The organism is Nocardiopsis sp. KDC1DS13DA1, from assembly GCF_055632325.1.
Window position 1 is genome coordinate 63,653 of sequence record NZ_JBVMUY010000014.1, and the last position, 21,796, is coordinate 85,448.

22 protein-coding genes are annotated in these 21,796 nt (G+C 72.9%); 12 read left to right on the forward strand and 10 right to left on the reverse strand.

The genetic code is table 11. The features are described 5' to 3' along the window. Nucleotides 1-43: 43 nt before the first annotated feature. Entirely contained in the window at nucleotides 44-1,066 is a 1,023-nt protein-coding gene (glpX, locus tag ACTVAJ_RS08445; RefSeq protein ID WP_470387515.1) for a class II fructose-bisphosphatase, read from the reverse strand. A 165-nt stretch (nucleotides 1,067-1,231) separates the two neighbouring features. Here glpX and ACTVAJ_RS08450 point away from each other — a divergent pair, with 165 nt between their 5' ends. Then, a complete protein-coding gene (locus ACTVAJ_RS08450) occupies nucleotides 1,232-1,837 on the forward strand; it encodes a TetR/AcrR family transcriptional regulator (protein ID WP_470387869.1) in 606 nt (201 codons plus the stop codon). Between the two features lie 66 nt (nucleotides 1,838-1,903). Beyond that, nucleotides 1,904-2,539, forward strand: coding sequence for a DUF4245 domain-containing protein (locus tag ACTVAJ_RS08455; protein WP_470387516.1), 636 nt, complete (start codon nucleotides 1,904-1,906; stop codon nucleotides 2,537-2,539). Nucleotides 2,540-2,622: 83 nt separating this feature from the next. Here the strand turns inward: ACTVAJ_RS08455 and ACTVAJ_RS08460 are convergent, their stop codons facing one another. Beyond that, on the reverse strand, nucleotides 2,623-3,594 hold the full coding sequence (locus tag ACTVAJ_RS08460) for a 4-hydroxy-3-methylbut-2-enyl diphosphate reductase (protein ID WP_470387517.1): 972 nt from the start codon (nucleotides 3,592-3,594) through the stop codon (nucleotides 2,623-2,625). A 288-nt stretch (nucleotides 3,595-3,882) separates the two neighbouring features. Between ACTVAJ_RS08460 and ACTVAJ_RS08465 the strand changes: the two genes are divergently transcribed. Further along, nucleotides 3,883-4,557 carry a DUF8129 domain-containing protein gene (locus tag ACTVAJ_RS08465; protein ID WP_470387518.1) on the forward strand — a complete coding sequence of 225 codons (675 nt, stop codon included), beginning with the start codon at nucleotides 3,883-3,885 and terminating at the stop codon, nucleotides 4,555-4,557. Between the two features lie 57 nt (nucleotides 4,558-4,614). Here the strand turns inward: ACTVAJ_RS08465 and ACTVAJ_RS08470 are convergent, their stop codons facing one another. Both ACTVAJ_RS08470 and ACTVAJ_RS08475 read right to left on the reverse strand, forming a co-directional pair. Then, complete coding sequence (locus ACTVAJ_RS08470; RefSeq protein WP_470387519.1) at nucleotides 4,615-4,911, reverse strand: transcriptional regulator; 297 nt, start codon at nucleotides 4,909-4,911, stop codon at nucleotides 4,615-4,617. After that, nucleotides 4,908-5,378: a hypothetical protein gene (locus ACTVAJ_RS08475; protein WP_470387520.1), complete on the reverse strand. Its 471-nt coding sequence runs from the start codon at nucleotides 5,376-5,378 to the stop codon at nucleotides 4,908-4,910. Before ACTVAJ_RS08475 ends, ACTVAJ_RS08470 begins: the two co-directional genes overlap by 4 nt. Nucleotides 5,379-5,483: 105 nt before the next feature. On the opposite strand from ACTVAJ_RS08475, the gene xseA reads away from it, so the two are divergent. Together xseA and ACTVAJ_RS08485 are read left to right on the forward strand one after the other, a co-directional pair. Then, entirely contained in the window at nucleotides 5,484-6,725 is a 1,242-nt protein-coding gene (gene xseA / locus ACTVAJ_RS08480; RefSeq protein ID WP_470387521.1) for an exodeoxyribonuclease VII large subunit, read from the forward strand. 2 nt (nucleotides 6,726-6,727) lie between these two features. Further along, the gene (locus tag ACTVAJ_RS08485; RefSeq protein ID WP_470387522.1) at nucleotides 6,728-6,991 is read left to right on the forward strand and encodes an exodeoxyribonuclease VII small subunit; all 264 of its coding nucleotides are present in this window, start codon (nucleotides 6,728-6,730) and stop codon (nucleotides 6,989-6,991) included. A gap of 41 nt (nucleotides 6,992-7,032) precedes the next feature. Here ACTVAJ_RS08485 and ACTVAJ_RS08490 read toward each other — a convergent pair whose 3' ends face one another. The 3 genes from ACTVAJ_RS08490 to ACTVAJ_RS08500 form a co-directional block, all read right to left on the reverse strand. Next, nucleotides 7,033-7,569 carry a DUF6542 domain-containing protein gene (locus ACTVAJ_RS08490; protein WP_470387870.1) on the reverse strand — a complete coding sequence of 179 codons (537 nt, stop codon included), beginning with the start codon at nucleotides 7,567-7,569 and terminating at the stop codon, nucleotides 7,033-7,035. Between the two features lie 185 nt (nucleotides 7,570-7,754). Beyond that, nucleotides 7,755-9,092, reverse strand: a complete 1,338-nt coding sequence (locus ACTVAJ_RS08495; protein ID WP_470387523.1) for a DNA recombination protein RmuC — start codon at nucleotides 9,090-9,092, stop codon at nucleotides 7,755-7,757. A gap of 14 nt (nucleotides 9,093-9,106) precedes the next feature. Beyond that, on the reverse strand, nucleotides 9,107-9,748 hold the full coding sequence (locus ACTVAJ_RS08500) for a TetR/AcrR family transcriptional regulator (RefSeq protein ID WP_470387524.1): 642 nt from the start codon (nucleotides 9,746-9,748) through the stop codon (nucleotides 9,107-9,109). 125 nt (nucleotides 9,749-9,873) lie between these two features. On the opposite strand from ACTVAJ_RS08500, the gene ACTVAJ_RS08505 reads away from it, so the two are divergent. Then, on the forward strand, nucleotides 9,874-12,345 hold the full coding sequence (locus ACTVAJ_RS08505) for a beta-glucosidase (RefSeq protein WP_470387525.1): 2,472 nt from the start codon (nucleotides 9,874-9,876) through the stop codon (nucleotides 12,343-12,345). A gap of 45 nt (nucleotides 12,346-12,390) precedes the next feature. On the opposite strand, the gene ACTVAJ_RS08510 is transcribed toward ACTVAJ_RS08505, so the two are convergent. Beyond that, nucleotides 12,391-13,404, reverse strand: a complete 1,014-nt coding sequence (locus tag ACTVAJ_RS08510) for a LacI family DNA-binding transcriptional regulator (RefSeq protein WP_470387526.1) — start codon at nucleotides 13,402-13,404, stop codon at nucleotides 12,391-12,393. Nucleotides 13,405-13,585: 181 nt separating this feature from the next. Between ACTVAJ_RS08510 and ACTVAJ_RS08515 the strand changes: the two genes are divergently transcribed. The 3 genes from ACTVAJ_RS08515 (at nucleotide 13,586) to surE (ending at nucleotide 16,749) form a co-directional block, all read left to right on the forward strand. Then, nucleotides 13,586-14,911 carry an MFS transporter gene (locus tag ACTVAJ_RS08515; RefSeq protein ID WP_470387527.1) on the forward strand — a complete coding sequence of 442 codons (1,326 nt, stop codon included), beginning with the start codon at nucleotides 13,586-13,588 and terminating at the stop codon, nucleotides 14,909-14,911. A 78-nt stretch (nucleotides 14,912-14,989) separates the two neighbouring features. Continuing rightward, nucleotides 14,990-15,685 carry an alpha/beta fold hydrolase gene (locus ACTVAJ_RS08520; RefSeq protein ID WP_470387528.1) on the forward strand — a complete coding sequence of 232 codons (696 nt, stop codon included), beginning with the start codon at nucleotides 14,990-14,992 and terminating at the stop codon, nucleotides 15,683-15,685. Beyond that, entirely contained in the window at nucleotides 15,682-16,749 is a 1,068-nt protein-coding gene (gene surE, locus ACTVAJ_RS08525) for a 5'/3'-nucleotidase SurE (RefSeq protein ID WP_470387529.1), read from the forward strand. Before ACTVAJ_RS08520 ends, surE begins: the two co-directional genes overlap by 4 nt. 58 nt (nucleotides 16,750-16,807) lie before the next feature. On the opposite strand, the gene ACTVAJ_RS08530 is transcribed toward surE, so the two are convergent. Next, the gene (locus tag ACTVAJ_RS08530; protein ID WP_470387530.1) at nucleotides 16,808-17,782 is read right to left on the reverse strand and encodes an FkbM family methyltransferase; all 975 of its coding nucleotides are present in this window, start codon (nucleotides 17,780-17,782) and stop codon (nucleotides 16,808-16,810) included. A 239-nt stretch (nucleotides 17,783-18,021) separates the two neighbouring features. Here ACTVAJ_RS08530 and ychF point away from each other — a divergent pair, with 239 nt between their 5' ends. Further along, a complete protein-coding gene (gene ychF, locus ACTVAJ_RS08535) occupies nucleotides 18,022-19,107 on the forward strand; it encodes a redox-regulated ATPase YchF (protein ID WP_470387531.1) in 1,086 nt (361 codons plus the stop codon). An 80-nt stretch (nucleotides 19,108-19,187) separates the two neighbouring features. Here ychF and ACTVAJ_RS08540 read toward each other — a convergent pair whose 3' ends face one another. Further along, on the reverse strand, nucleotides 19,188-19,907 hold the full coding sequence (locus tag ACTVAJ_RS08540; protein ID WP_470387532.1) for a DsbA family oxidoreductase: 720 nt from the start codon (nucleotides 19,905-19,907) through the stop codon (nucleotides 19,188-19,190). A 515-nt stretch (nucleotides 19,908-20,422) separates the two neighbouring features. Between ACTVAJ_RS08540 and ACTVAJ_RS08545 the strand changes: the two genes are divergently transcribed. Both ACTVAJ_RS08545 and ACTVAJ_RS08550 read left to right on the forward strand, forming a co-directional pair. Beyond that, a complete protein-coding gene (locus ACTVAJ_RS08545) occupies nucleotides 20,423-21,376 on the forward strand; it encodes a conjugal transfer protein (RefSeq protein WP_470387533.1) in 954 nt (317 codons plus the stop codon). A gap of 72 nt (nucleotides 21,377-21,448) precedes the next feature. Further along, nucleotides 21,449-21,778 carry a hypothetical protein gene (locus ACTVAJ_RS08550; protein ID WP_470387534.1) on the forward strand — a complete coding sequence of 110 codons (330 nt, stop codon included), beginning with the start codon at nucleotides 21,449-21,451 and terminating at the stop codon, nucleotides 21,776-21,778. Nucleotides 21,779-21,796 lie beyond the last annotated feature (18 nt).

Here is a 21,796-nt window from a genome sequence, read left to right on the forward strand (position 1 = left end):
GCCCGCCCCGAGCGGGGCGGGCCGGTGGCCGGTGCGGCAGCTGTCAGGGGGCGGACGTGAGGTCCACACCGCTGTAGGCGGACAGCTTGCTCAGCCGGTGCTCGCTGAGCACCTGCCGGACCGTACCACTGCGGCCGCGCATGACCAGCGAGTCGGTGATGACGCGGGAGGACTCGTAGCGCACCCCGCCGACGAGCTCTCCGTCGGTGATGCCGGTGGCGGCGAAGAACACGTCGTCGGAGGAGACGAGGTCGTCGGTGAGCAGCACGCGGTCGAGGTCGTGGCCGGCGTCGAGGGCCTTCTGGCGCTCCTGCTCGTCCTTCGGCCACAGGCGCCCCTGGATGACGCCGCCCAGGCACTTCATCGCGCAGGCGGTGATGATGCCCTCCGGGGTGCCGCCGATGCCGAGCAGCAGGTCCACACCGGTTCCGGCGCGGGCCGCCATGATCGCGCCCGCCACGTCACCGTCGCGGATGAACTTGATCCGCGCGCCCGCGTCCCGCACGTCCTGGACGATCTGCTTGTGGCGGGGGCGGTCCAGGATGACCACCGTGACGTCCTGTGGGGCCTTGCCCTTGGCCCGGGCGACGGCGCGGATGTTGTCACCGACCGGGGCGGCGATGTCCACGGCGTCGGCGGCCTCGGGCCCGGCGGCGAGCTTCTCCATGTAGAACACCGCGGACGGGTCGAACATGGTGTTCCGCGGGCTGGCCGCGATCACGGCGATCGCGTTGGGCATGCCCATGGCGGTGAGGGTGGTGCCGTCGATCGGGTCGACCGCGACGTCCCACTCCTGGCCGCCGCCGTCACCGACCCGCTCACCGTTGAAGAGCATGGGGGCCTCGTCCTTCTCGCCCTCGCCGATGACCACGGTCCCGTTCATCGACACGGTGCTGATCATGTGCCGCATGCCGCGCACGGCCGCACCGTCGGCACCGATCTTGTCGCCCTTGCCGACCCAGCGGGCGGCGGCCAGGGCGGCGGTCTCGGTGACGCGGACGAGCTCGAGCGCCAGGTTGCGGTCCGGGGTGGAGGAGGGCGCGGGCGAGCTGCTGGCCTGCGACATGGGATGACACCTTCCATCAGGGATCGGGGCGGGGCTTCGCCCCTTAGGGTAGTCACCCGACGTGATCCCCGGCTGCTGTGGGTGCGCCGCACGTGACCGCCGCTCCCGCGACGCGGCCGGTACCGTCTACCCTGGCGGGATCCGGACGGGAGTGAGGGCATGACAGTGGACAAGACGGACAAGCCCGCGCGGGTGTCCCCCCGCGGAGCCGCCACCCGCAGCGCCCTGCTCAGGGCGGCGTCCCAGGTCTTCCGTACCGTCGGCTTCGCGAAGGCGGGGGTGAGCGAGGTCGTGACCGTCGCGGGTGCCAGCGTCGGCAGCCTGTACCACCACTTCACGGGCAAGGCGGACCTCTACCTCGCGCTGTACGAGGAGTTCCAGCAGCGGCAGCAGGAGCGCACCCACCAGGCGGTCGTCGACGCACGCGCGCAGGGTGAGAGTGATCCCACACGGCTGATGAACCTCGCCGCGCGCGCCTACCTCCTGGGCTGCATCGAGGAGAGGGACACGGCGCGGCTGTTCTTCAGCGGCGACGGCCCGCCCGGTTTCGACTACCAGCTGCGGGCCCGGCTCACGCAGTGGACCGACCGCAACGTGGCGCTGTTCCGCAAGGCCGACGAGCCGGTGGACGAGGCGCTGCTGATCGTGGTGAGCGGCGCGATGCTGCTCGCCGTGGCCGAGGTGGTCCGCCGCGACGACGCGGACGCGCGCCGGCTCGCCGACGACATCACCCGGGTGCTCACCCAGTTGGAGCCGGGGCGCCGGGGATGAGATCCGGCGCACTGGACCCACCCCGGGTCGGAGGGCTCCCGGACCTGCGGCAAGCTTGATGGGGTCATGAGTGAGCACAGCCGGTCCAACGCGACCTTCGTCAACTACGCCATCTCACTGGGGATCGTCGTCGGCATCCTGCTGGTGATGGCGTTCGTGGTCTCCACCCGGTCCGGGGAGCACATCCCGTCGGTGAACTACCGGCCGGACGCCGACGTCCTGCGCGAGGCGGCCGACTATCCGGTGACCCTTCCGGCGGAGGAGCTTCCCGAACAGGGGTGGACGCCGACCAGTTCGACCCTCGACGTGACGGGCCCGGTCGAGTGGAGCGTCGGCTTCGCCACCGCGGCCGACAGCCACGCCCGGTTCATCCAGAGCGACGCCGACCCGGGAGCGGTCGTGCGCGAGCACGTCCGCGGCGCCGAGGAGGTCGGCACGGTCGCCGTGGGCGGACGCGAGTGGGACCACTACGAGTCGCCGGACTGGGGAGCGCTCGTCCTGCGTGAGGAGGGCGTGACCCTGGTCGTGGCGGGCAGCGCCGACCTGGACGAACTCGCCCACCTGGCCGAGGGCCTGGAGACGGACGAGAGCGCCGACACCGGCGTCGGCCCCGAGGACGGGGAGGAGGGCGCCGGGGAGGACGGCGCGGATCAGGATCCGGAGAGCGGAGCCGCTTCCGAGGAGGGCTCAGCGGACGCGTAGGCGCGGGCCCGGTACGCGCCCGCCCGAACACGGCGACGGCCCCCGCCGGATCAGGCGGGGGCCGTCGGTGGTTCCGGGACCTCCTACTCGGCGCGCAGGTCGCGGCGCAGCTCCTTGGGGAGCGAGAAGGTCAGCGTCTCGTCGGCGGTGGTCACCGGGGTCACCGTGCCGTAGCCGTGGCCGGACAGCTTGTCGAGCAGTTCGCGCACCAGGATGTCCGGCACGGACGCGCCGCTGGTCACGCCGACCGTGGTCACACCCTCCAACCAGGCGTCGTCCATGAGCGAGGCGTTGTCGATGAGGTGGGCGGCGTCCGCACCCGCGTCGAGGGCGACCTCGACCAGGCGGACCGAGTTCGACGAGTTGTCGGAGCCGACCACGATGACCAGTTCGCACTCGGGGGCCATGGCCTTGACGGCGTCCTGGCGGTTGGAGGTGGCGTAGCAGATGTCGTCGCTGGGCGGGTCCAGCAGGTTCGGGAACCGCTCGCGCAGCGCGTCCACGGTCTGGGTGGTCTCGTCGACGGACAGGGTGGTCTGCGACAGCCAGGAGACGTTGTCGGGGTCCCGGACCCGGACCTTGCCGACCTCGTCCGGGCTCTCCACGATCTGGATGTGCTCGGGGGCCTCACCGCTGGTCCCCTCGACCTCCTCATGGCCGATGTGGCCGATGAGGATGATGTCCCGGTCCTCGGACGCGAAGCGCTTGGCCTCCTTGTGGACCTTGGTCACGAGCGGGCAGGTGGCGTCGATCGTCTTGAGCTGGCGCCGCTCGGCCTGCTCGTGGACGGCCGGGGACACGCCGTGGGCGGAGAAGACGACGATGGCGCCCTCGGGCACCTCCTCGGTCTCCTCCACGAAGATCGCTCCGCGCTCCTCCAGCGTGCGTACCACGTGGGTGTTGTGCACGATCTGCTTGCGCACGTAGATCGGCGCGCCGTACTGCTCCAGGGCCTTCTCGACGGTGATGACCGCGCGGTCGACACCGGCGCAGTATCCCCGGGGGTTGGCGAGCAGGACACGGCGTTGGGTCGTCGCAGTCGTCGTCGCAGTCATGCACCCCATCCTAGGTGCCCTGTGCGGTCCCCGCGGCGTGTGTGTCCGAAGGCACCGGGGGCCGCGGGACCGGTCCGGGGTGTCACGGGTGCGTGGCGGAGTGTGTCGGGTTCGGCCGCGACGTGGCGAAATCGTTCACTTATCGCCTGCTCATGCTGATCGACCCTCCTCTATCCTGGTTCACCATCGCATCTTGTAGATAGGCGGTTCGCCCCAACTCGGCCTTGCCTGGTTTGCTGGACGCGCGCCGCTGGCCCACCCGCCGAGAGCATCAGGAGCCCCCGTCCTATGTCGAATCCGACCGTCGCCACGAAGCTGCTGACCCTGGTCAAGGGGATCTTCGGGCGCAAGGAGCCCGTGTCCGCCACCGGTTCCCCCCAGGCGGACGAGTCCGCGCAGCCGCGGAGTGCGGCCCCCGAGAAGACCGAGGCCGTCGAGACCACCACCGAGACCGCGGAGGCGGAGAAGGCCGGGGACGCCGAGAAGGCCGAGACCCCTGAGAAGGCCGAGAAGCCGGAGGCCACCGAGACCGCGGAGGCGGAGAAGCCCGAGGCCACCGAGACCGCGGAGGTGGAGAAGGCCGGGGACGCCGAGAAGGCCGAGACCCCTGAGAAGGCCGAGAAGCCGGAGGAGGCCCAACCGGAGTCCGCCGTTCCCGCCACGGTCGACCTCGGGGAGGAGGGCGCGCAGATCGCCGAGGAGATCGCGGTCGCCGAGGCGCACACCGAGGTCGCCAGTGACGCGGTCCTGGAGAAGGTCCGCAAGGACGCCGCCCCCTCGGCGGACGATCTCGCCGTGCCCACCTACGACGACCTCACGCTGCCGTCGATCCGCGCCCGCCTGCGCAAGCTCACCGTGGCCCAGGTGCGCGACCTGCGCGCCTACGAGGTCGCGCACGAGGGCCGGCCGGAGTTCATCCGCATGTACGACAACCGCATCGCCAAGCTGGAGTCCGGCGAGTGACCGACCCCGGTGTCCCGGGGCCGCCCCCTCGGTCCGGCGGCCCCGCCCGGGGCGCGGTCAGGCGCCCGTGATCGCCCTCAGCGCGGCCACATGGGCGCGGTAGGCCGTCCTGCCCTCCTCGGTCAGGGAGAGCCACACGCGCTGCCGCCGGTCCCGGGTGGCGCGGGTCTGGTGCAGGAAGCCCCTGTCCATCAGGACGCTCACGTGCTTGCTGAGGACCGACGCGCTCACCTTCAGCTGTCCCTGGACGGTCGCGAACTCGACCCGCTCGACGGCGTCGAGCATCGCGCAGATCCGCAGCCGCTGGGGGGCGTGGATCGTCGGGTCGAAACCGTCCTGTCCGGTGGTGCTCAAGCGTTCCCGTTCCCGCGGTAGTAGGGGCTGGTGCGGCGGTGGTAGGGCCCGAACAGGGCGACCGCGACGCCCAGGCCCGCCGTCGTGGCGACCCAGGCCCACGGGGTGCCGTGCACCAGGTACAGCCCGATCCCGCCGATGACCGGGAACAGGGACCAGACCGCGATCGGCCGCAACTCCCGGAGGGTCAGCCACCGGAACACCCCCATCTGGTTCACGCCGACCCGCATCAGCACCAGGGTCGCGGTGAGGAACGCGGCCAGGCCGAGCAGGTACGCCGCGAGCCACCACCCGTCGCGGGGGATGACGAACAGCAGTCCGTAGGGGGCGATGACCAGTCCGAGCACCGGGTAGTACCAGGCGGGCACCTTCACGGCCCGGGTCGACTCCCGCGCGGACTCCGCCTCGCGCAGCGCGGCCGCGGCCTCCTCGGGGGTGGGGCGGGGGACGGCAGGTTCAGTTTCCATGATGGAAACATAGCCGTTCACTTTCCATGTCGTCAACTCTGCCTCCGTCGCGTCCGGGGCCGCGTCGTGCCAGGTTGTCGGTGGCCTCCCGTAGGGTCGGTCGGTATGGGGATGGAGAGTTCCGCCGAGGCGCCGCAGCCGGTACGCGTGGTCCTGGGCGCCGTCGGCGGCTGGATCAACCGACTGGGCCGGATCTGGGTCGAGGGTCAGATCGCCGAGCTCAACCGGCGCGGTCGCATGGCGTACATGACGCTGCGCGACCCCGTCGCCAACGTGTCCGTGCGCGTCGTGTGCCAGACCGCGGTCCTGGACGCCCAGAGCCCGCCTCCCGAGGCCGGGGCGCGCGTCGTCGTCCACGCCAAACCCGACTTCTACGAGGTGCGCGGCACCTTCTCGCTGCGGGCGCTGGAGATCCGCCACGTCGGCCTGGGCGAGCTCCTGGCCCGGCTGGACCAGCTGCGCCGCACGCTGTCCGCCGAGGGCCTGTTCTCCGCCGACCGCAAGCGACCGCTGCCGTTCCTGCCCAACACCGTCGGCCTCATCTGCGGCCGTGACTCCGCGGCCGAACGGGACGTGTTGGAGAACGGCCGCCGCCGCTGGCCCGCCGTGCGCTTCGAGGTCCGTCCGGTCGCGGTCCAGGGCGACCGCGCCGTCCGCGAGGTCATGGAGGCGCTGAAGGACCTCGACTCGCACCCGGACGTCGACGTCATCGTCATCGCGCGCGGCGGCGGCTCCCTGGAGGACCTCCTGCCCTTCTCCGACGAGGCGCTGGTCCGGGCGGTCGCCGCCGCGGGCACACCCGTGGTGAGCGCGATCGGACACGAGCAGGACGCGCCCCTGCTCGACCACGTGGCCGACCTGCGCGCCTCCACGCCCACCGACGCCGCCAAGCGGACCGTCCCCGACGTGGGGGAGCAGTTGGAGATCGTGCGCCAGCTGCGCGACCGCGGCCGCCGGGTGATCCGGGGCGGGGTGGAGCGGGAGCTCGCCTGGCTGGCGGCCATCCGCTCGCGCCCCGCGCTGGCCAGCCCCGTGCGGGAGGTGGACCGCCTCACCGAGCAGGTCCTGGAGCTGCGCGACCGCGCGCGCCGGAGCCTGACCGCGTCCCTGGACAGGGAGGGGGACGGCCTCGCGCACACCCGCGCCCGTCTGCACGCCCTGTCCCCGGCCACCACCCTGGCCCGCGGCTACGCCATCGTGCAGCGCGCGGACGGGGCGGTGGTGCGCTCGGCGGGCGAGCCGGACGTGGGGGAGTCCCTGCGTGTGCGCTTCGCCGGGGACAGCCTGACGGCGACCGTGGACGAGGTCCACACCGACGACACCGACCACACCACAGAGGGGGAGTAGCCATGGCGGAACGGGGCAACGACGCGGGCGCCGCGGACACCGGGCCCGAACTCAGCTACGAGGAGAGCCGGGAGGAGCTGAACAGCGTCGTCCGCCGGCTGGAGTCCGGCGGTCTCAGCCTCAAGGACTCCCTCGCGCTGTGGGAGCGCGGCGAGGAGCTGGCCCGCGTGTGCGAGCAGTGGTTGGAAGGGGCCCGCGCGAAGCTGGCCGCCGCCATGGACGAGCGTCGGGGTGAGGCCGCCGAGGACGACGACGCCCCCTTCTAGGGGCCCGTCCCCGGGAGTCCGAGCGTTCCGCCCCGCGTGCCCTAGCGGCGGCCGTTGAGGTCGTCGCCCAGCTCGCGGATGTTGCCGGGCAGCCCCCGGAAGACTCCGATCACCAGGACCAGGGCCGTGCCCAGGAACAGCCAGGGGGCCACCTCGGCCAGGCGCGCGGCCAGTCCCAGCAGGACGACGCGGGCGAAGCCCTCGGTGCCCAGCGCGATCAGGCACTCGGCGACGGTCACGGCGGCGAAGTAGGCGATGGGCGGACTCACCGACAGCGACAGCAGGTCGCCCGGTCGGACCAGGGACGCCGTGACCAGGCACGCCGTGGTGAAGGCCAGGCCCGGGGCCGCCGGGGCGGACGTCCAGTGCGCGATCATGGTCCCGGCGAAGCTGAGTACGCAGATGAGCAGTACGCCGCCCCTGCCGGTCAGGCGGGGCGCTCGCCGGGCGGGTGCCTTCGGTGGTGGATCCGTACGGGTGGACTTCGTGGCGCGAGGGACGTCCCGTCCGCGGCCGCGGGGCCGTACGGAGTGCGGTGCGTGTCCGGGCCTCGGACCGTCCGCCTTCCGCGGGGGCATGACCGTGCGCCTCCCAAGTGTGTTACTCACGGTGTTCAGTGTGTCACTTCACGTGAGACTTCGGTGACTTTTCCTTGGATCGTGTCGTCATTTCGGCTGCTTGCCCCTTCCGCGACGAACACGTCTTCCAGCCCGTTGGACACCGGGTTGGGGCGTGATGGTTCCGCCGTGTTTCGGGACCCGGCTCAGTGCACGGTACCCCCGCGATCCATTTGGGTCCGGTCATGCGTGGCGTTATCCGCGTGCCGAATTCCGTCCACCACGGCGGCCTCCCGCAACATTTCGGAGGACATGTCGGGTTCGGCCAGCTCCGGGGAGGTCATCTCGGGGGCGGCCACGGTGCGGGGGCGCTCCTCCACCCCCGACGGCCGCTCCAGGTCCGTGTCCACCAGTCCGAGGTCGCGGAAGCGGCGGGCGGTCACCAGGACCCGGCTCTCCAGGGAGCCCACCGTCTGGTTGTAGGCGCTCACCGTGCGGGTCAGCGCCCTGCCCAGGCCCTCCACGTGCCCGCCCAGCGTGGACAGCCGGCCGTGCAGCAGCTTGCCGAGTTCGAAGACCTCCCGGGCGTTCTCGCTCAGGGCCTGCTGCTGCCACGCGTACTGCGCGGTCCGCAGCAGGGAGATCAGCGTCGTGGGGGTGGCGATGTGCACCCGCCGCGTCATCGCGTGCTCCAGCAGGCCCGGGTCGTGCTCCAGCGCGGGGGCGAGGAAGGCCTCTCCGGGGACGAACAGCACCACGAACTCGGGCGCGGGCGCGAAGGCCGCCCAGTACGACTTCGCCGCCAGCTGGCCCACGTGCGTGCGCAACTGCCTGGCGTGGGCGCGCAGCCGCTCCGCCGAGACCTCCTCGTCCTCGGTCTCCACCGCGTCCAGGTAGGCCGCCAGCGGCACCTTGGCGTCCACGACGATGTTCTTGCCGCCCGCCAGGCGCACCACCATGTCCGGGCGCAGCGCTCCGTCGCGGGTGCTCGCCTGCTCGTCGAAGTCGCAGCGCGCGGCCATCCCGGCCAGTTCGGCGACCCTGCGCAGCTGCAGCTCGCCCCACCGGCCGCGCGCCTCCGGACGCCGCAGCGCGGTCACCAGGGACCGCGTCTGGTCCCTCAGCCGATCGGAGCCCTCGCGCACCAACTCCACCTGCCTGGCCAGCTCCGCGTGGGCGGCGGCCCGGCCCGCGTCCGCCTCCCGCAGCTGGGTCTCCACCCGGTTCAGCGTGGCGGTCAGGGGCTCCACCATGCGCTCGACCGCGCGGCGTCGCTCGTCCAGGTCGCCTCCGGCCTCGGCGCTGACCGCCCGCAGACGCCCCTCGGCGAGTTCGAGGAAGCGCTGGTTGGTCTGGTCCAGGGCCTGGGCGGACAGTGCGCGGAAGCGGTCGGCCAGCTGTTCCTCGACGTAGGCGGCGCGTTCCCGCGCCGCGCGGGCGTCGGCGCGTTCCTCGGCCGTGCGGCCGCGGGCCAGGGCCCAGCCCACCGCCACACCGACGGCCAGACCGACCAGGAGCACGAGTACGAGAACGAGGGCGTCCATGGCCCTCCATGGTGTCAGTGCGGTGCGGGGTCCGTGGGCGCGCCACGCAGGACATCGGTGAGGAGTCCCATCAGATCCGGCATGTCCACGGAATCCGGATCGTACAGCCACTGGATCTGGAGGCCGTCCATGGCTGCGGTGAGCAGTGCGGCGGCCTGGTCGGGGGTCGCCCCGCCCGGGAGCCGGTCGCCGTGCTCGGCGCGCAGCGTGCCCGCGACCCTCTCCCGTACGCGGGTGTAGCGGTCGCGGACGTAGGCGGCGGCCGGATGGTCGCCGGTCAGGCCCTCGGCGGTGAGCAGCGTGTGCAGCCGGACCACGTCGGGGCGCCGCGTGTTGCGCTCGGCGAGCTCGGTGGGCACGGCGGCCCCGCCGAGTCCGTCCAGTTCGCGGAGGTCGACCTCGTCGCGCCGGTCGAGCACGGCGACCAGCAGGGCCTCCTTGCTGGCGAAGTGGTGGAGCAGGCCCTGCTGGCTCAGTCCGACCCTGCGTGCCACGGCGGCCAGGGACGCCCCCCGGAAGCCGGACTCGGCGAACTCCGCGAGCGCGGCGTCGAGGATCTGGTCCCGGCGCTCCGTGGCGCGCGGGCGTCCGCGCCCCCTGCGCGCGGGTGCGCCCGGGGCCGGGGCGTCCGGTGGGGTGGGTTCCTGCTCGCTCATCGCAGCAAGGCTACGCGGGGGTGCTTCACACGAGATGATTATGCGTTTAACCTGAGGTCAGTGTTTTCCCGAATGACCGGTAGGTCAATTCCTTCCGCGTCCCCCGACCCACCCCTGGGAGCGACATGACCGCACCGACCGACGCCGACCTGGCCCGCGAACGGCGGGTGGACGCCGCCCTGGCCGCCCTCGACCTCGACGCCAAGGTCCGTCTGCTGTCCGGCGACTCCATGTGGGCCATCGCCGCCAACCCCGACATCGGGCTCGGCCGCCTCGTCATGTCCGACGGGCCCGTCGGGGTGCGCGGCGAGCGCTGGACCCCCGACGACCCCTCCGTCCAGCTCCCCAGCCCCACCGCCATCGCCGCCACCTGGGACCGCGACCTCGTCCGCACCGCCGGGCACCTGCTGGCCCAGGAGGCACGCCGCAAGGGCGTCCACGTCCTGCTCGCCCCCGCGGTCAACATGCACCGCTCCCCGCTGGGCGGGCGCCACTTCGAGACCTTCTCCGAGGACCCCTACCTCACCGGTGAGATCGGGGCCGCCTACGTCCTGGGCGTCCAGGAGGGCGGGGTCGGCACCACCGTCAAGCACTTCGTCGCCAACGACTCCGAGACCGACCGCTTCACCGTCGACGTCCGCGCCGAGGAGCGCACCCTGCGCGAGATCTACCTCGCCCCCTTCGAGCGCATCGTCGCCCGGGCGCGCCCCTGGGGCGTCATGGCCGCCTACAACAAGGTCAACGGCACCACCATGACCGAGCACCTCGACCTCAACACGGTGCTGCGCGACGAGTGGGGCTTCGACGGCTTCGTCGTCTCGGACTGGACGGCCGCCCGCGACACCGTCCGCGACTGCCTGGCCGGGCTCGACGTCGCCATGCCCGGTCCCAACACGGTCTACGGACAGCACCTCGTCGACGCGGTCCGCGACGGCCGGGTCCCCGAGGATGCCGTGGACGCCCTCGCCCGGCGGGTGCTGCTGCTCGCCGCCCGCGTGGGCCTGCTGGAGGGCGCCGACCCCGTCGTGGCCCCCGGTGACCGGCCGTCCGGCCTCGACGGGCGCGCCGTCGCGCGGGAGGTCGCCACCCGGTCCTTCGTACTGCTGCGCAACGAGCGCGCCGCCCTGCCCGTCGACCCGGCCCGGACCGGCCGGATCGCGCTCGTCGGGCTGGCCGCCTCCGAGGCCCGGACCAGCGGCGGCGGCAGCGCCAGCGTGTTCGCCGAGCGCACGGTCACCCCGTTGGAGGGGTTGCGCGCCGCCCTGCCCGACGGCGTGGAACTCACCTACGCGGTGGGCGCCGACCCGCGCGCCAACCTGCCCGCCGTCGACGCGGCCATGACCGCCGCCTTCCTGGCCGCCGACGGGCGGGTGCTGGCCACCGAGGCCCTGCCCGACGGCACCGCCCGGTGGATCGGCGAGCTTCCCGACGGCGTGACCAACGCCGGACTGGACCGCGTCGAGGTGGGCGGGACCCTCACCCCGAAGGCGACCGGGGAGCACCTGCTCGGCATCTCGGGTGCCGGGCGCTACGTCCTCAGCGTCGACGGAAAGGTCCTCTTCGACGGCGAGCTCCACTTCGAGGGCGACGACCCGGCCGCGGCGATGTTCGACCCGCCCACGACCACCGTCCCGGTCACGCTCACCGAGGGGCGGGACGTCCGCCTGAGCGTGGTCAAGACCCACCAGGACCTGGGCATGGGGGACTTCGCGTTCATCGGGTTCACCCTCACCCACCGCGGGCCGATGGCCGACGACGACGTGCTCATCGAGGAGGCCGTCGAGGCCGCGCGCGACGCCGACGTGGCCGTCGTCCTGGCGGCCACGACCGCCGAGGTCGAGTCGGAGGGCTTCGACCGCTCCGACCTGCGGCTGCCCGGGCGCCAGGACGAGCTCGTCGCCCGGGTCGCCCAGGTCAACGACCGGACCGTGGTCGTGGTGAACGCCGGTTCCCCCGTGGAGATGCCCTGGCGCGAGGACGTCTCCGCGATCCTGCTCACCTGGTTCGGGGGCCAGGAGCTCGGCGGGGCGCTCGCCGACGTCCTGCTCGGGCACCGCGACCCGTCCGGGCGCCTGCCCACGACCTGGCCGGCCGCGAAGGAGGACGTCCCGGTGCTGGACGTGGTGCCCGAGGACGGCACCCTGGAGTACGCGGAGGGCGTGTTCGTCGGCTACCGGGGCTGGGAGCGCGCGGGGAGGGCCCCGGCGTTCTGCTTCGGGCACGGACTGTCCTACACGCAGTGGCGCTACGACGGTGTCGACGTCCAGCAGGTCGACCCCGGCGCCGACGGGGACACCCTCGCCACGGTGCGGGTCCGCGTGACCAACACCGGGGAGCGCGACGGCGACGAGGTCGTGCAGGTCTACCTGGCCCCGCGCGAGCCGGGGGACCGCCCCGCGCGCGTGCTGGCCGGGTTCGCGACCGTGCGCGCGGCCGCCGGGGCGACCGCCGAGGCCGTCGTCACCGTTCCCCGGGAGGCGATCCGCACGTGGGCGTCCGACGCCGACGAGTGGGAGTACGTCGCCGGTGCCTACGAGCTGCTCGTCGGCCGTTCGTACCGGGACACGCGACTGTCCGCCCCCGTCGAGCTGCGGTAGCCGTTCCCGTGCCCTGCCCTGCCCGACCGGCCGGGCAGGGCACGCCTAGGTCTCCCGCTCCACCAGGACCGGCGTCCACGGGGACAGGTGCACCGCCGTGTGCTCCCGGAGCGCCTCGACGATCCGCCGCGCCGTGGCCCCGGGCTCCTCGGACTCCAGCCGCACGCTGGTGAGCCGGGGCCGGAGCATCCGGCACAGCATGACGTCGTCCGCGCCCACCAGCCCGACCCGCTCGGGCACCCGCACGCCCGCGTCCAGCAGGGCGCCGAGCAGGAGTCCGCTGAACTCGTCGTTGTAGCCGAACACGCCGTCGGGCAGCCCCTCCTCCACCCACGTTCCGACCAGCTCCGCCGCGCTCTCCGGCGTCCAGTCCATCTCGTGGCGCCGTACGGACGCGCCGGACCCGGCCCGCTCCACCGCCGAGCGCACCCCGGCCAGCCGCCCCTCGCCCATCTGGCGCAGGGTGTCCTCGCGCGGTACGACGACGGCGATGTCGCGGTGGCCCCGTCCGAGCAGGTGCTCCCCGGCGCACTCGCCCAGCCCGCGGTGGTCCATCGTCAGCGTGGACACGCCCAGTTCCTTGGCCCGCTCCGGGGGAGTGCCCACCGCGAACACGTGGATGTCGGCCTTGCGCAGCAGCTCCACCCCGGCGGGGGTGAGGCGGTCGTCCCCGGCCACGACGGCGGAGGGCCGCATGGCCGCCCAGGCGCGTGCCGCCTTCACCCCCCGGCTGCGCTCGGCCCCGTACTGGAGGAGTGTGTAGCCCAGCTCGCGCAGGCCGTGTGAGAGGTCGTGCAGGAACCGCGACGCCAGCGGCCCCTGGACCACGTCCATCTGGACGTGCAGGACCAGGTCGCTGGTGCCCGTGCGCAGCGACCGCGCGCTGGCGTGCGGGACGTAGCCCAGTTCGTCGGCCACGGACCGCACCCGCTTGCGCGTCGCCTCCGGGATGCGGGCCCCCGGTGCGTCGTTGAGGACGTACGACACGGTCGCGGTCGACACACCCGCGCGCCTGGCGATGTCGGTGATGGTCGCGGGTCGGGGGCGGATCGAAGTCATGACCCTATCCTGCCTGCCTGTCGGGGCCGGTGCCCAAGGGAGGTCCCGGGCGTGGACCGGCGCGTGTGAACTCCTGATGACGAACCCATTGACAAGGTTAAACGCGTAACCTAGCTTAAACGCGTAACCGATGCCTGAACAGGCGTTTCTCCATCACACAGGTTCACGCCAGGGAGATCACATGTCCGAGCACCCCTCCCCCAGGCCGGACGCTCCGGAAGCAGCCCCAGCCCCAGCCCCAGCCCCAGCCCCCGGCCACGCGCCCACGTCCGGACGGCGCGGTCTCGGCCGCCTCATCCCGCTGCTCGGGGCGGGCAACCTCGCCGTCTACGCCTTCTACCTCGGCATCGGGGCGGTCCTGCTCCCCCTCCAGGTCCAGGGGCTCACCCCCGGCGACGAGGAGGCCGCCGTCGCCAACCTCGGCCTGGTCGCCGGGATCGCCGCCGTCTTCGGTACCGTGTTCAACCCGGTCGGCGGAGCGCTCTCCGACCGCACCCGCACACGCTGGGGCCGCCGCAACCCCTGGCTCATCGGCGGCGCGCTCGCCGCCTTCGCCCTCGTGTTCGTCCTGGGCTACGCCGACTCGCTGCTGATGATGGTGATCGGCTGGTGCCTGGCCCAGGGCGCCATGAACCTGCACCACGCGGCGCTCACCGCGATCATCCCCGACCGCGTGCCCCACGACCGGCGCGGCACCGCGGCCGCCGCCATGGGCATCGCGCTCTCCGCGGCCGGGGTCCTGGGCACCGGCCTGGCCGCCCTCTTCACCGCCCGGCTCCCGCTCGGCTACATCGTGCTCGGCGGCATCGTCGTCGCCGCGGCCGTCCTGGTCGCCGCGACCACCCACGACCCCAGAGGCGACGAGCTGCCCGAGCGCGGCCCCGCCCGGAGGACCCACCCCCTCGCCTCGGCGGGGCGCTTCCTGTCCGCGCTGGCCCACCGCGACTTCGCCCTCGTCTTCACCGGCCGGGCGCTGCTCTTCCTCGGCTACTTCCTCATCTTCGGCTTCCAGCTCTACATCCTCGACTACTTCGTCGCCCTGCCCGAGGGCCTGGAACCCGCCGCCGCCGTCACCGTGCTCACCCTGGTGACCGCCGCGGGCACCGTCCTCACCACCGCCGTGGGCGGACCCCTCTCCGACCGCCTCGACCGCCGCAAGCTCTTCGCCCTGGTCTCCGGGGTCGTCTCCGCGCTGGCGATGCTCATCCCCTTCCTCACGCCGACCTGGACCGGCATGCTCGTGTTCGCCGTGGTCAACGGCAGCGCCTTCGGCTGCTTCATGGCCGTGGACACCGCCCTGGCCACCCTCGTCCTGCCCAGCGACGCCGACGCGGCCCGAGACATGGGCGTCCTCAACATCGCCGCCGCCGGACCGCAGATCGTCGCCCCGTTCATCGCCTCGGCGATCATCCTGCACCTGGGCGGCTACGGATCGCTGTTCCTGGTCGGATCGGCCGTCGGCCTCCTCGGCGCGCTGGCCATCGTCTTCGTCCGCGGTGTCCGCTGACCCCGCCCACCCGCCCGGGCCGACCCCGTTCCCGGTCCGCGCCAGCCCCGCTCCCGACCCACCCCAGAGGAGGACCCCTTGAGACTCGCCACCCACGTGACCGGTGACGGCGACCGGACCGCCCTACTCGTCCACGGCGCCATGTCCGACCACGGCACCTGGCACGCCCTCGCAGCCGACCTGGCCGCCCGCGGCTACCGGGTGGTCGGCGTCGACCTGCGCGGCCACGGGAGCAGCCCCCGCGGCGACTACTCCGTCGCGGCGCTCGGCCAGGACCTCGTCGACACCCTGCCGACCGGCGCGGACCTGGCCGTGGGCCACTCCATGGGCGGCCTCGCCCTCTCCCTGGCCGTCGACCGGCTGCGCCCGGCACGCGCGGTCTACTCCGACCCGGCGTTCCGGTTCGCCGGGGCCTCGGCGGCCGCCCTCGGCGCCATGCGCCGCATGGTCGTCCAGGCCACCGAGGAGAGCGTGCGCGCGATGAACCCGCGCTGGAGCGACGCCGACGTCAGGGCGGAACTCGCCGGCTTCGCCGCCTTCGACCCGGACTTCTTCGACGTCATCGCCGAAGCCTCCGCGAAGGACCGCATGCCCGCGACCGCCGCGGTCCCCTCCCTGGTCCAGCTCGCCGACCCGAGCTTCACCGTGGACGAGGACGGCGCCCGTCTGCTGGCCGGGCGCGGGTTCACCGTCCGCACCGTCGGGGGCGCGGGCCACTGCATCCACCGTGACGACTACCCGGCCTTCCTCGCCTCACTGGAGGGCTGGCTGTGACCGCCGTGATCCGCCGCGCCGCCGCCGTCCTGGCACTGCCGCTGCTCGCCGCCTGCTCCGCTCCCGACACCGCCACCGACGGGACGTCCGACCGAGGCGCGGGCGCGGACTTCGCCCCCGCCACCCTCGACGGTCTGCGGGTGCTCCTGGCCAACGACGACTCCGTGCGGGCCGCCGAGGAGGACGGGTCGGACGGCCTGGGCCTGTACGCACTGCGGTCGGCACTGTGCGCGGCCGGAGCGGACGTGGTGGTCTTCGCCCCGTGGGACTACCAGTCCGGTATGGGCAGCGCCGTCTCGCACAGCGGCTCGTTCGGGCTGGGAAGCCCCTCCGGCCCGCCCGACGAGTACGCCGACGACTGCGCCGACGCCCCCGGCGGGGGAGCGGTCCACGGTGTCTGCGTCGAGGACGGCCCCTGCGGGGAGGACTCGCCCAGCGCCACACCCGTCGACTCCGTCACCTTCGCGCTCCACCACGGCCTGCGGGAGCTGGTCGGCTGGAGCGAGGCACCCGACGTCGTGGTCTCCGGCGTCAACTCGGGTCCCAACGTGGCCACCCAGATCCCCAACTCCGGCACGGTCGGGGCGGCCCTCGCGGGGCAGTTGGCCGGCGTGCCGGCCCTCGCCGTGAGCGCCTCCGTCGACGAGGACCTCGTGGTCACCCCCGAGACCTACTCCGCCACGGCCGCGTTCGCCGCCGACCTGCTCGCGCGCCTGCGCGGGGCCGATCTGCTCACCAGCGAGTACCTGGTCAACGTCAACCACCCGCACTCCGCGGACGGGGAGCCCGCCCCCGACGTCCGGTGGACCGAGGCGGGCACCGGAACCGTCCTGGTCCCCGAGTTCACCGGCGAGGACGGCTACGAACTCGGCGTGACCGTCTGCGGGCCGGACACACCGGGGTGCCTCCCGGAGACCAAGGAGGACGCCGACAGCACGGCACTCCTGGCGGAGGGCGCGGTCTCGGTCAGCGCCCTCACCTCCGACCGCACCTACGCCTCCGGTGAGGACCCGGCCGAGGTGGAGCGCCTGGCCCTGCTGGTGGAGTCCCTCGGCTCCCCCTGACCCGGAACGGCCCCGGGAACCCGCCCCGACCCCCGCCCGCCCCGCGCGGCGCGGGGGTTCAGGCGTCCCGGCGCGCGCCCGGGACACACGCCTCCAGGGCGCCCCGCCACGCGCCGACCGAGCGCCAGAACTCCTCCGGGACCGGGGCGGGGGTGAACATCCACATCCGTTCCCACGCGGGCGAGGCGCGCCCGGCGATCTCCTCGCACGCCTGGTAGGGAGGCGGCCCGCTCACCGGGTACCACGTGTAGCCGAGCGGGTCGAGCAGGGCCATGAGCCGCTCCTCCACCCCCCGGTCCGGGCGCACCTTCACCAGCATCCACGGCCGGTGGCGCCGCAGCACCTCCAGACCGCCCGCGACCACGTCCGGTTCGGTGCCCACGGTGTCCACCTTGACCACGGCCGGCAGGACCGAGGCGTCCTCGCTCCAGTGCGCCAGCGTCGTCACCTCCACCGGGACGTGCGCGAGGTCGGCGCGGGTGGCGTGCACGACCGTGTTGCACATGTCGTTGTGCCGCGCCCGGTGCAGTCGGGCGGTGCCGTTGTGGTTGCTCAGCGCCAGCTCCACGACCGCGAACCCCATCCCGCCGCTCCGGGCCACCGCCCGCGCCGCGGAGGCGATCTCCGGGGTCGGCTCGAAGGCGAACACCGGCCGCTCCGTCCGCGCGGCGGCCAGGATCGCGTAGACGCCCACCCCGGCCCCCACGTCGAGCACGGCGCCGGGCGGGGTGTGGTCCAGCATCGCCAGGAAGCAGGCGAGGCTGTCGGGCTCGTGCCGGGAGAGGCCGGACGCGGCCAGGCGCCGGGGCACGGTGAGGTCGCCGGGCAGCCGCAGCGTGATGCTGTCGGGTCCGGCCGGGGGCGTGTCCGAGTCGAGCCGGGGCAGGACGACGGTCAGGTCGCGGCTCCACGGCGGGACGCGTGCGGGGTCGAGCCCGCCCAGCCGTCTGGGAAGGCGCACACGGATCTGGCGGGTGGCGAAGCGCACCGCGGGATAGCGGCGTACGAACGCTCGTAGCTGGTCGGTGACCACAGTTGACTCCCCCCAGGAACGGGGTCGCGGCGCGGGCTCGGGGGGTGGGCCGCCCGGTGTCCCGTGACACGCGGGCGGCGGCGCGCGGCACCCCGTGTGCCCCCTCGGCTCCAGGACTCCGGTGACTGTGTCGAACCTACTGTGCGTGGTGATCCCTGTGCAGTGTGTTTCGGCGATTGGCCCGGATCCCCGCCGCGGGAGGATCGGCGTACTCGCGGGTCCGCATAGACTCTGACCTTGTGAGTCTGTCTATCGGGATCGTCGGCCTGCCCAACGTCGGCAAGTCCACCCTCTTCAACGCGCTGACCAAGAACGACGCTCTGGCCGCGAACTACCCGTTCGCGACCATCGAGCCCAACGTCGGGGTCGTGGGTGTGCCCGACTCCCGACTCGACACCCTGGCCGGGATCTTCGGCTCGGCGAAGGTCCTGCCCGCGACGGTGGACTTCGTCGACATCGCGGGCATCGTCCGCGGCGCCTCCACGGGTGAGGGCCTGGGCAACAAGTTCCTCGCCAACATCCGCGAGAGCGACGCCATCTGCCAGGTGATCCGGGCCTTCGAGGACCCGGACGTCACACACGTGGACGGCGACGTCGAGCCCTCGCGCGACATCGAGACGATCAACACCGAGCTGATCCTCGCCGACCTCCAGACCCTGGAGAAGGCGATTCCGCGCCTGGAGAAGGACGCCAAGCGCAACGCCAAGGACAAGGCCGCCCAGGAGCTGCTCCAGACGGCGCTGGCCGCCCGCGAGGTCCTGGACGGCGGCACGTCGCTCTACGCGGCCCAGGGCCTGGACACGCACCGGTTGCGCGAGCTGAGCCTGCTCACCGTCAAGCCGTTCATCTACGTGTTCAACCTCGACAGCGGTGAGCTGGCCGACGAGACCCTGCGCGCCAAGCTCCAGGAGCTCGTCGCCCCGGCCGAGGCGATCTTCCTCGACGCCAAGATCGAGGCCGAGCTGGCCGAGCTGGACGAGGAGGAGGCGCAGGAGCTCCTGGAGTCGATGGGGCAGACGGAGTCGGGCCTGGCGCAGCTGGCCCGGGTCGGTTTCGACACCCTGGGCCTCCAGACCTACCTGACCGCAGGGCCCAAGGAGGCCCGCGCGTGGACCGTGCGCAAGGGCGCCACGGCGCCCGAGGCCGCCGGAGTCATCCACACCGACTTCCAGCGCGGCTTCATCAAGGCCGAGGTGGTCTCCTTCGACGACCTGGTCGGCGCGGGCGACATGCAGGCCGCCCGCTCCGCGGGCAAGGTCCGCATGGAGGGCAAGGACTACGTGATGGCCGACGGCGACGTGGTGGAGTTCCGCTTCAACGTGTGACCGGGGACGATCGCTCCCGAGACGCTCGCGCGAAGGCCCGCACCGGAAGAGGGTGCGGGCCTTCGCGCGTCGCCGGGAGCTCAGCCGTGCTCCGGGACCGGGCACCCGTCCGGGCCGCAGGCCTCGGCCCCCTCGGCGGAACCGACCGCGGTGAGGGGCGCGTGGTCGGCCCACGCCCGATCCAGGGCCTGGCGGAACGCCTCGACGGGCTGGGCCCCGGAGACGCCGTAGGCGCGGTCGAGCACGAAGAACGGCACCCCGGTGGCCCCGAGCCGGGCGGCCTCGCGTTCGTCGGCGCGCACCTGGTCGGCGTACCGCTCGGGGTCGGTCAGGACGGCGCGGGCGTCGTCCGGGTCGAGCCCCGCCTCGACGGCCAGCTCCACCAGGCGCTCGACCCCCTCGAAGGCGGAGCGCTCCTCGACGAAGTTGGCCCGGTAGAGCACGTCGATCAGTGCGTTCTGGCGGCCCCGCTCCAGGGCGAGGCGCAGCAGCCGGTGCATGTCGAAGCTGTTGCCGACGTCCCGACCCGCCGTGCGGTACCCCAGCCCCTCGGCGGCGGCGTTGGCGGCGATCCGCTGCTCGGCCTCCTGAGCCTGTGCCTCGGTCATGCCGTACTTCCTCGCGAGCATCGGCAGGACCGGCTCCGTGGTGTCCCGGGGGAACGAGGGGTCCAGTTCGAAGGGGCGGTGGACGACCTCGACCTCGTCGCGGTGCTCGAAGCCGGCGAGCGCCTTCTCGAAGCGTGCCTTGCCCACGTAGCACCAGGGGCAGTTGATGTCGGTCCAGATCTCGACGCGCATGTGACGGCTTCTCTCTCGGGACGGCCCGGTTCGGGGCGCGCTCCCAGGAACGGTGTGGCAGCTTCCGAGGGGCGTCAACACGGGTCGGCCCCCCGGCATTCCGGTCGCGGCGCCGCCACCGATGTGACGTCGGGCCGGTCGCGCGGGAGCACCGGGTTCGGGACCGCCGGGACCGGAGCGGCACCGGGGGAACGAGACTCCGGTTACATCCAGCCAACGGTTTTCTCGTCCCGGGGGCGACAGCGTGCTTTCTGCCAGGTGACTAATCGCTGTCTTGGACAACCGGAATTGCTCTGACCTGCACCGTCGCCATCCTGATTACCTGGGAATTCGCCGTATTCGATGTCTTTCGCGAACTTTGACCGGTGTGCTGGTCCCCGCGTCGACACCGAAACACCGGACGCCCAAGGCCGCTCCCAACCCGCACAATGCCTCACTATAGGGATGGGGTAGACAAGGGCATGGCGGAAGGGCCGTCCGGACCGGACGGCGGAAACTGAGCGCAGGAGGCGGGGATGGCGAAGGCGTCACGGCTCGGTCGGACCGGGCGTGACCAGTCCGACGGCACCGAGGCGGAGTTCGGCGCCGCACGGCCCCGTGCGCCCCGCGCGGGCGCGGGCGGGCGCTGGTGGGTCGGCGTGGGACGCGCCGTGCTGTGGGCGTTCATCGTCGTCGTCGTCGTCAACGGCATCTGGTTCCCCCTGCGCGGCGGATTCGCCCTGCCCAGCGTCGACGAGGAGCCCCCGAGCACCGACGCCGCCACCTACCCCGAGACCGCCTCCGCCGCGTTCGCCCTCCGTTTCGCCGACGTCTACCTCGACACCGAGGACACCGAGGCGCGCCGCGACGAACTCGCCGCGTTCGTCCCCGAGGGTGAGGCCACCGAACTGGACGCCGCGTCCGGCAGCCTCACCGGCGAGAACCTCACGGTCGTCGCCGTGGACGTCCTCGACGACAACAACGCCGTCGTGGTGGTCCGCGCCGACGTCAACGGTGCGCCGATGCGCCTGGACGTGCCCGTCTACGCCGACGGGGACGCCCTCGTGGTCTCCGGGCGCCCGGCCCTGCTGGCCGCGCCCACCCAGGCCGCCCTGCCCCCCGGCGCGTCCTTCGAGACCGACCCGAACGCCGCCGAGCAGCTCGGCGAGGTACTGCCCGGCTTCTTCGAGGCCTACGCCGGAGAGCCGGACTTCCTGGAACGGTTCCTCGAACAGGGCGCCGCCATCACCCCGCTTCCGACGAACACCCTGGAATTCGCCGAACTGTCCGATATCACGGTGCCATCCCAGACGTCGACCGGGGATGATGACGTACGACAGGTGGCGGTCACCGTCCGCTGGAACGTCCCGGCCTCCGATGGCGGAGAGGCGGGCCAACTGGTGCAGGATTACCTGGTCACCGTGGTCAACTCGGGCAACGAGTGGCACGTGCGTGACATCCGGGGCGCCCCGCGTTCGTTCGGCGGCTGACGGGGCCCGTAGGCAAGGAGACGAGAAGGACCATGCGCACACCAGCGACGACACCGGAGGGCGGCGCCTGACATGCTCCCCCTGCTGTCTTCCACGACGGACGCCCTCGCCCAGGCGGGCGGCGCCGACCTCCTCCACCTCGCGGCGGCGGCACCGCCGTCACCGACGCAGGAGGCCCCCGACACGGGCGGCCTCGCTGACTTCCTCCGCGGCTTCTTCGGGCCGCTGTTCCTCGTCATCGTGTCGATCGTGGCGGTGTTCTTCCTGTTCACGCGTGAGATCACGCGGTTCGCGCAGTTCATCATCCTGGCGATCTTCATCGGGATCGTCTTCTACGTCCCCGGCATCATCGAGGTCATCGCGGTGGCGCTCGCGCGAGCGATGGGCGTATCGGCGGAATAGGCGAGGGAGGCCGGGAAC

Coding starts and splice junctions, on each gene's coding strand:
- glpX (WP_470387515.1), bottom strand. CDS start 1,066: ATGTCGCAGGCCAGCAGCTCGCCCGCGCCCTCCTCCACCCCGGACCGC.
- ACTVAJ_RS08455 (WP_470387516.1), top strand. CDS start 1,904: ATGAGTGAGCACAGCCGGTCCAACGCGACCTTCGTCAACTACGCCATC.
- ACTVAJ_RS08460 (WP_470387517.1), bottom strand. CDS start 3,594: ATGACTGCGACGACGACTGCGACGACCCAACGCCGTGTCCTGCTCGCC.
- ACTVAJ_RS08465 (WP_470387518.1), top strand. CDS start 3,883: ATGTCGAATCCGACCGTCGCCACGAAGCTGCTGACCCTGGTCAAGGGG.
- ACTVAJ_RS08475 (WP_470387520.1), bottom strand. CDS start 5,378: ATGGAAACTGAACCTGCCGTCCCCCGCCCCACCCCCGAGGAGGCCGCG.
- xseA (WP_470387521.1), top strand. CDS start 5,484: ATGGGGATGGAGAGTTCCGCCGAGGCGCCGCAGCCGGTACGCGTGGTC.
- ACTVAJ_RS08485 (WP_470387522.1), top strand. CDS start 6,728: ATGGCGGAACGGGGCAACGACGCGGGCGCCGCGGACACCGGGCCCGAA.
- ACTVAJ_RS08490 (WP_470387870.1), bottom strand. CDS start 7,569: ATGCCCCCGCGGAAGGCGGACGGTCCGAGGCCCGGACACGCACCGCAC.
- ACTVAJ_RS08495 (WP_470387523.1), bottom strand. CDS start 9,092: ATGGACGCCCTCGTTCTCGTACTCGTGCTCCTGGTCGGTCTGGCCGTC.
- ACTVAJ_RS08500 (WP_470387524.1), bottom strand. CDS start 9,748: ATGAGCGAGCAGGAACCCACCCCACCGGACGCCCCGGCCCCGGGCGCA.
- ACTVAJ_RS08505 (WP_470387525.1), top strand. CDS start 9,874: ATGACCGCACCGACCGACGCCGACCTGGCCCGCGAACGGCGGGTGGAC.
- ACTVAJ_RS08510 (WP_470387526.1), bottom strand. CDS start 13,404: ATGACTTCGATCCGCCCCCGACCCGCGACCATCACCGACATCGCCAGG.
- ACTVAJ_RS08515 (WP_470387527.1), top strand. CDS start 13,586: ATGTCCGAGCACCCCTCCCCCAGGCCGGACGCTCCGGAAGCAGCCCCA.
- ACTVAJ_RS08540 (WP_470387532.1), bottom strand. CDS start 19,907: ATGCGCGTCGAGATCTGGACCGACATCAACTGCCCCTGGTGCTACGTG.
- ACTVAJ_RS08545 (WP_470387533.1), top strand. CDS start 20,423: ATGGCGAAGGCGTCACGGCTCGGTCGGACCGGGCGTGACCAGTCCGAC.
- ACTVAJ_RS08550 (WP_470387534.1), top strand. CDS start 21,449: ATGCTCCCCCTGCTGTCTTCCACGACGGACGCCCTCGCCCAGGCGGGC.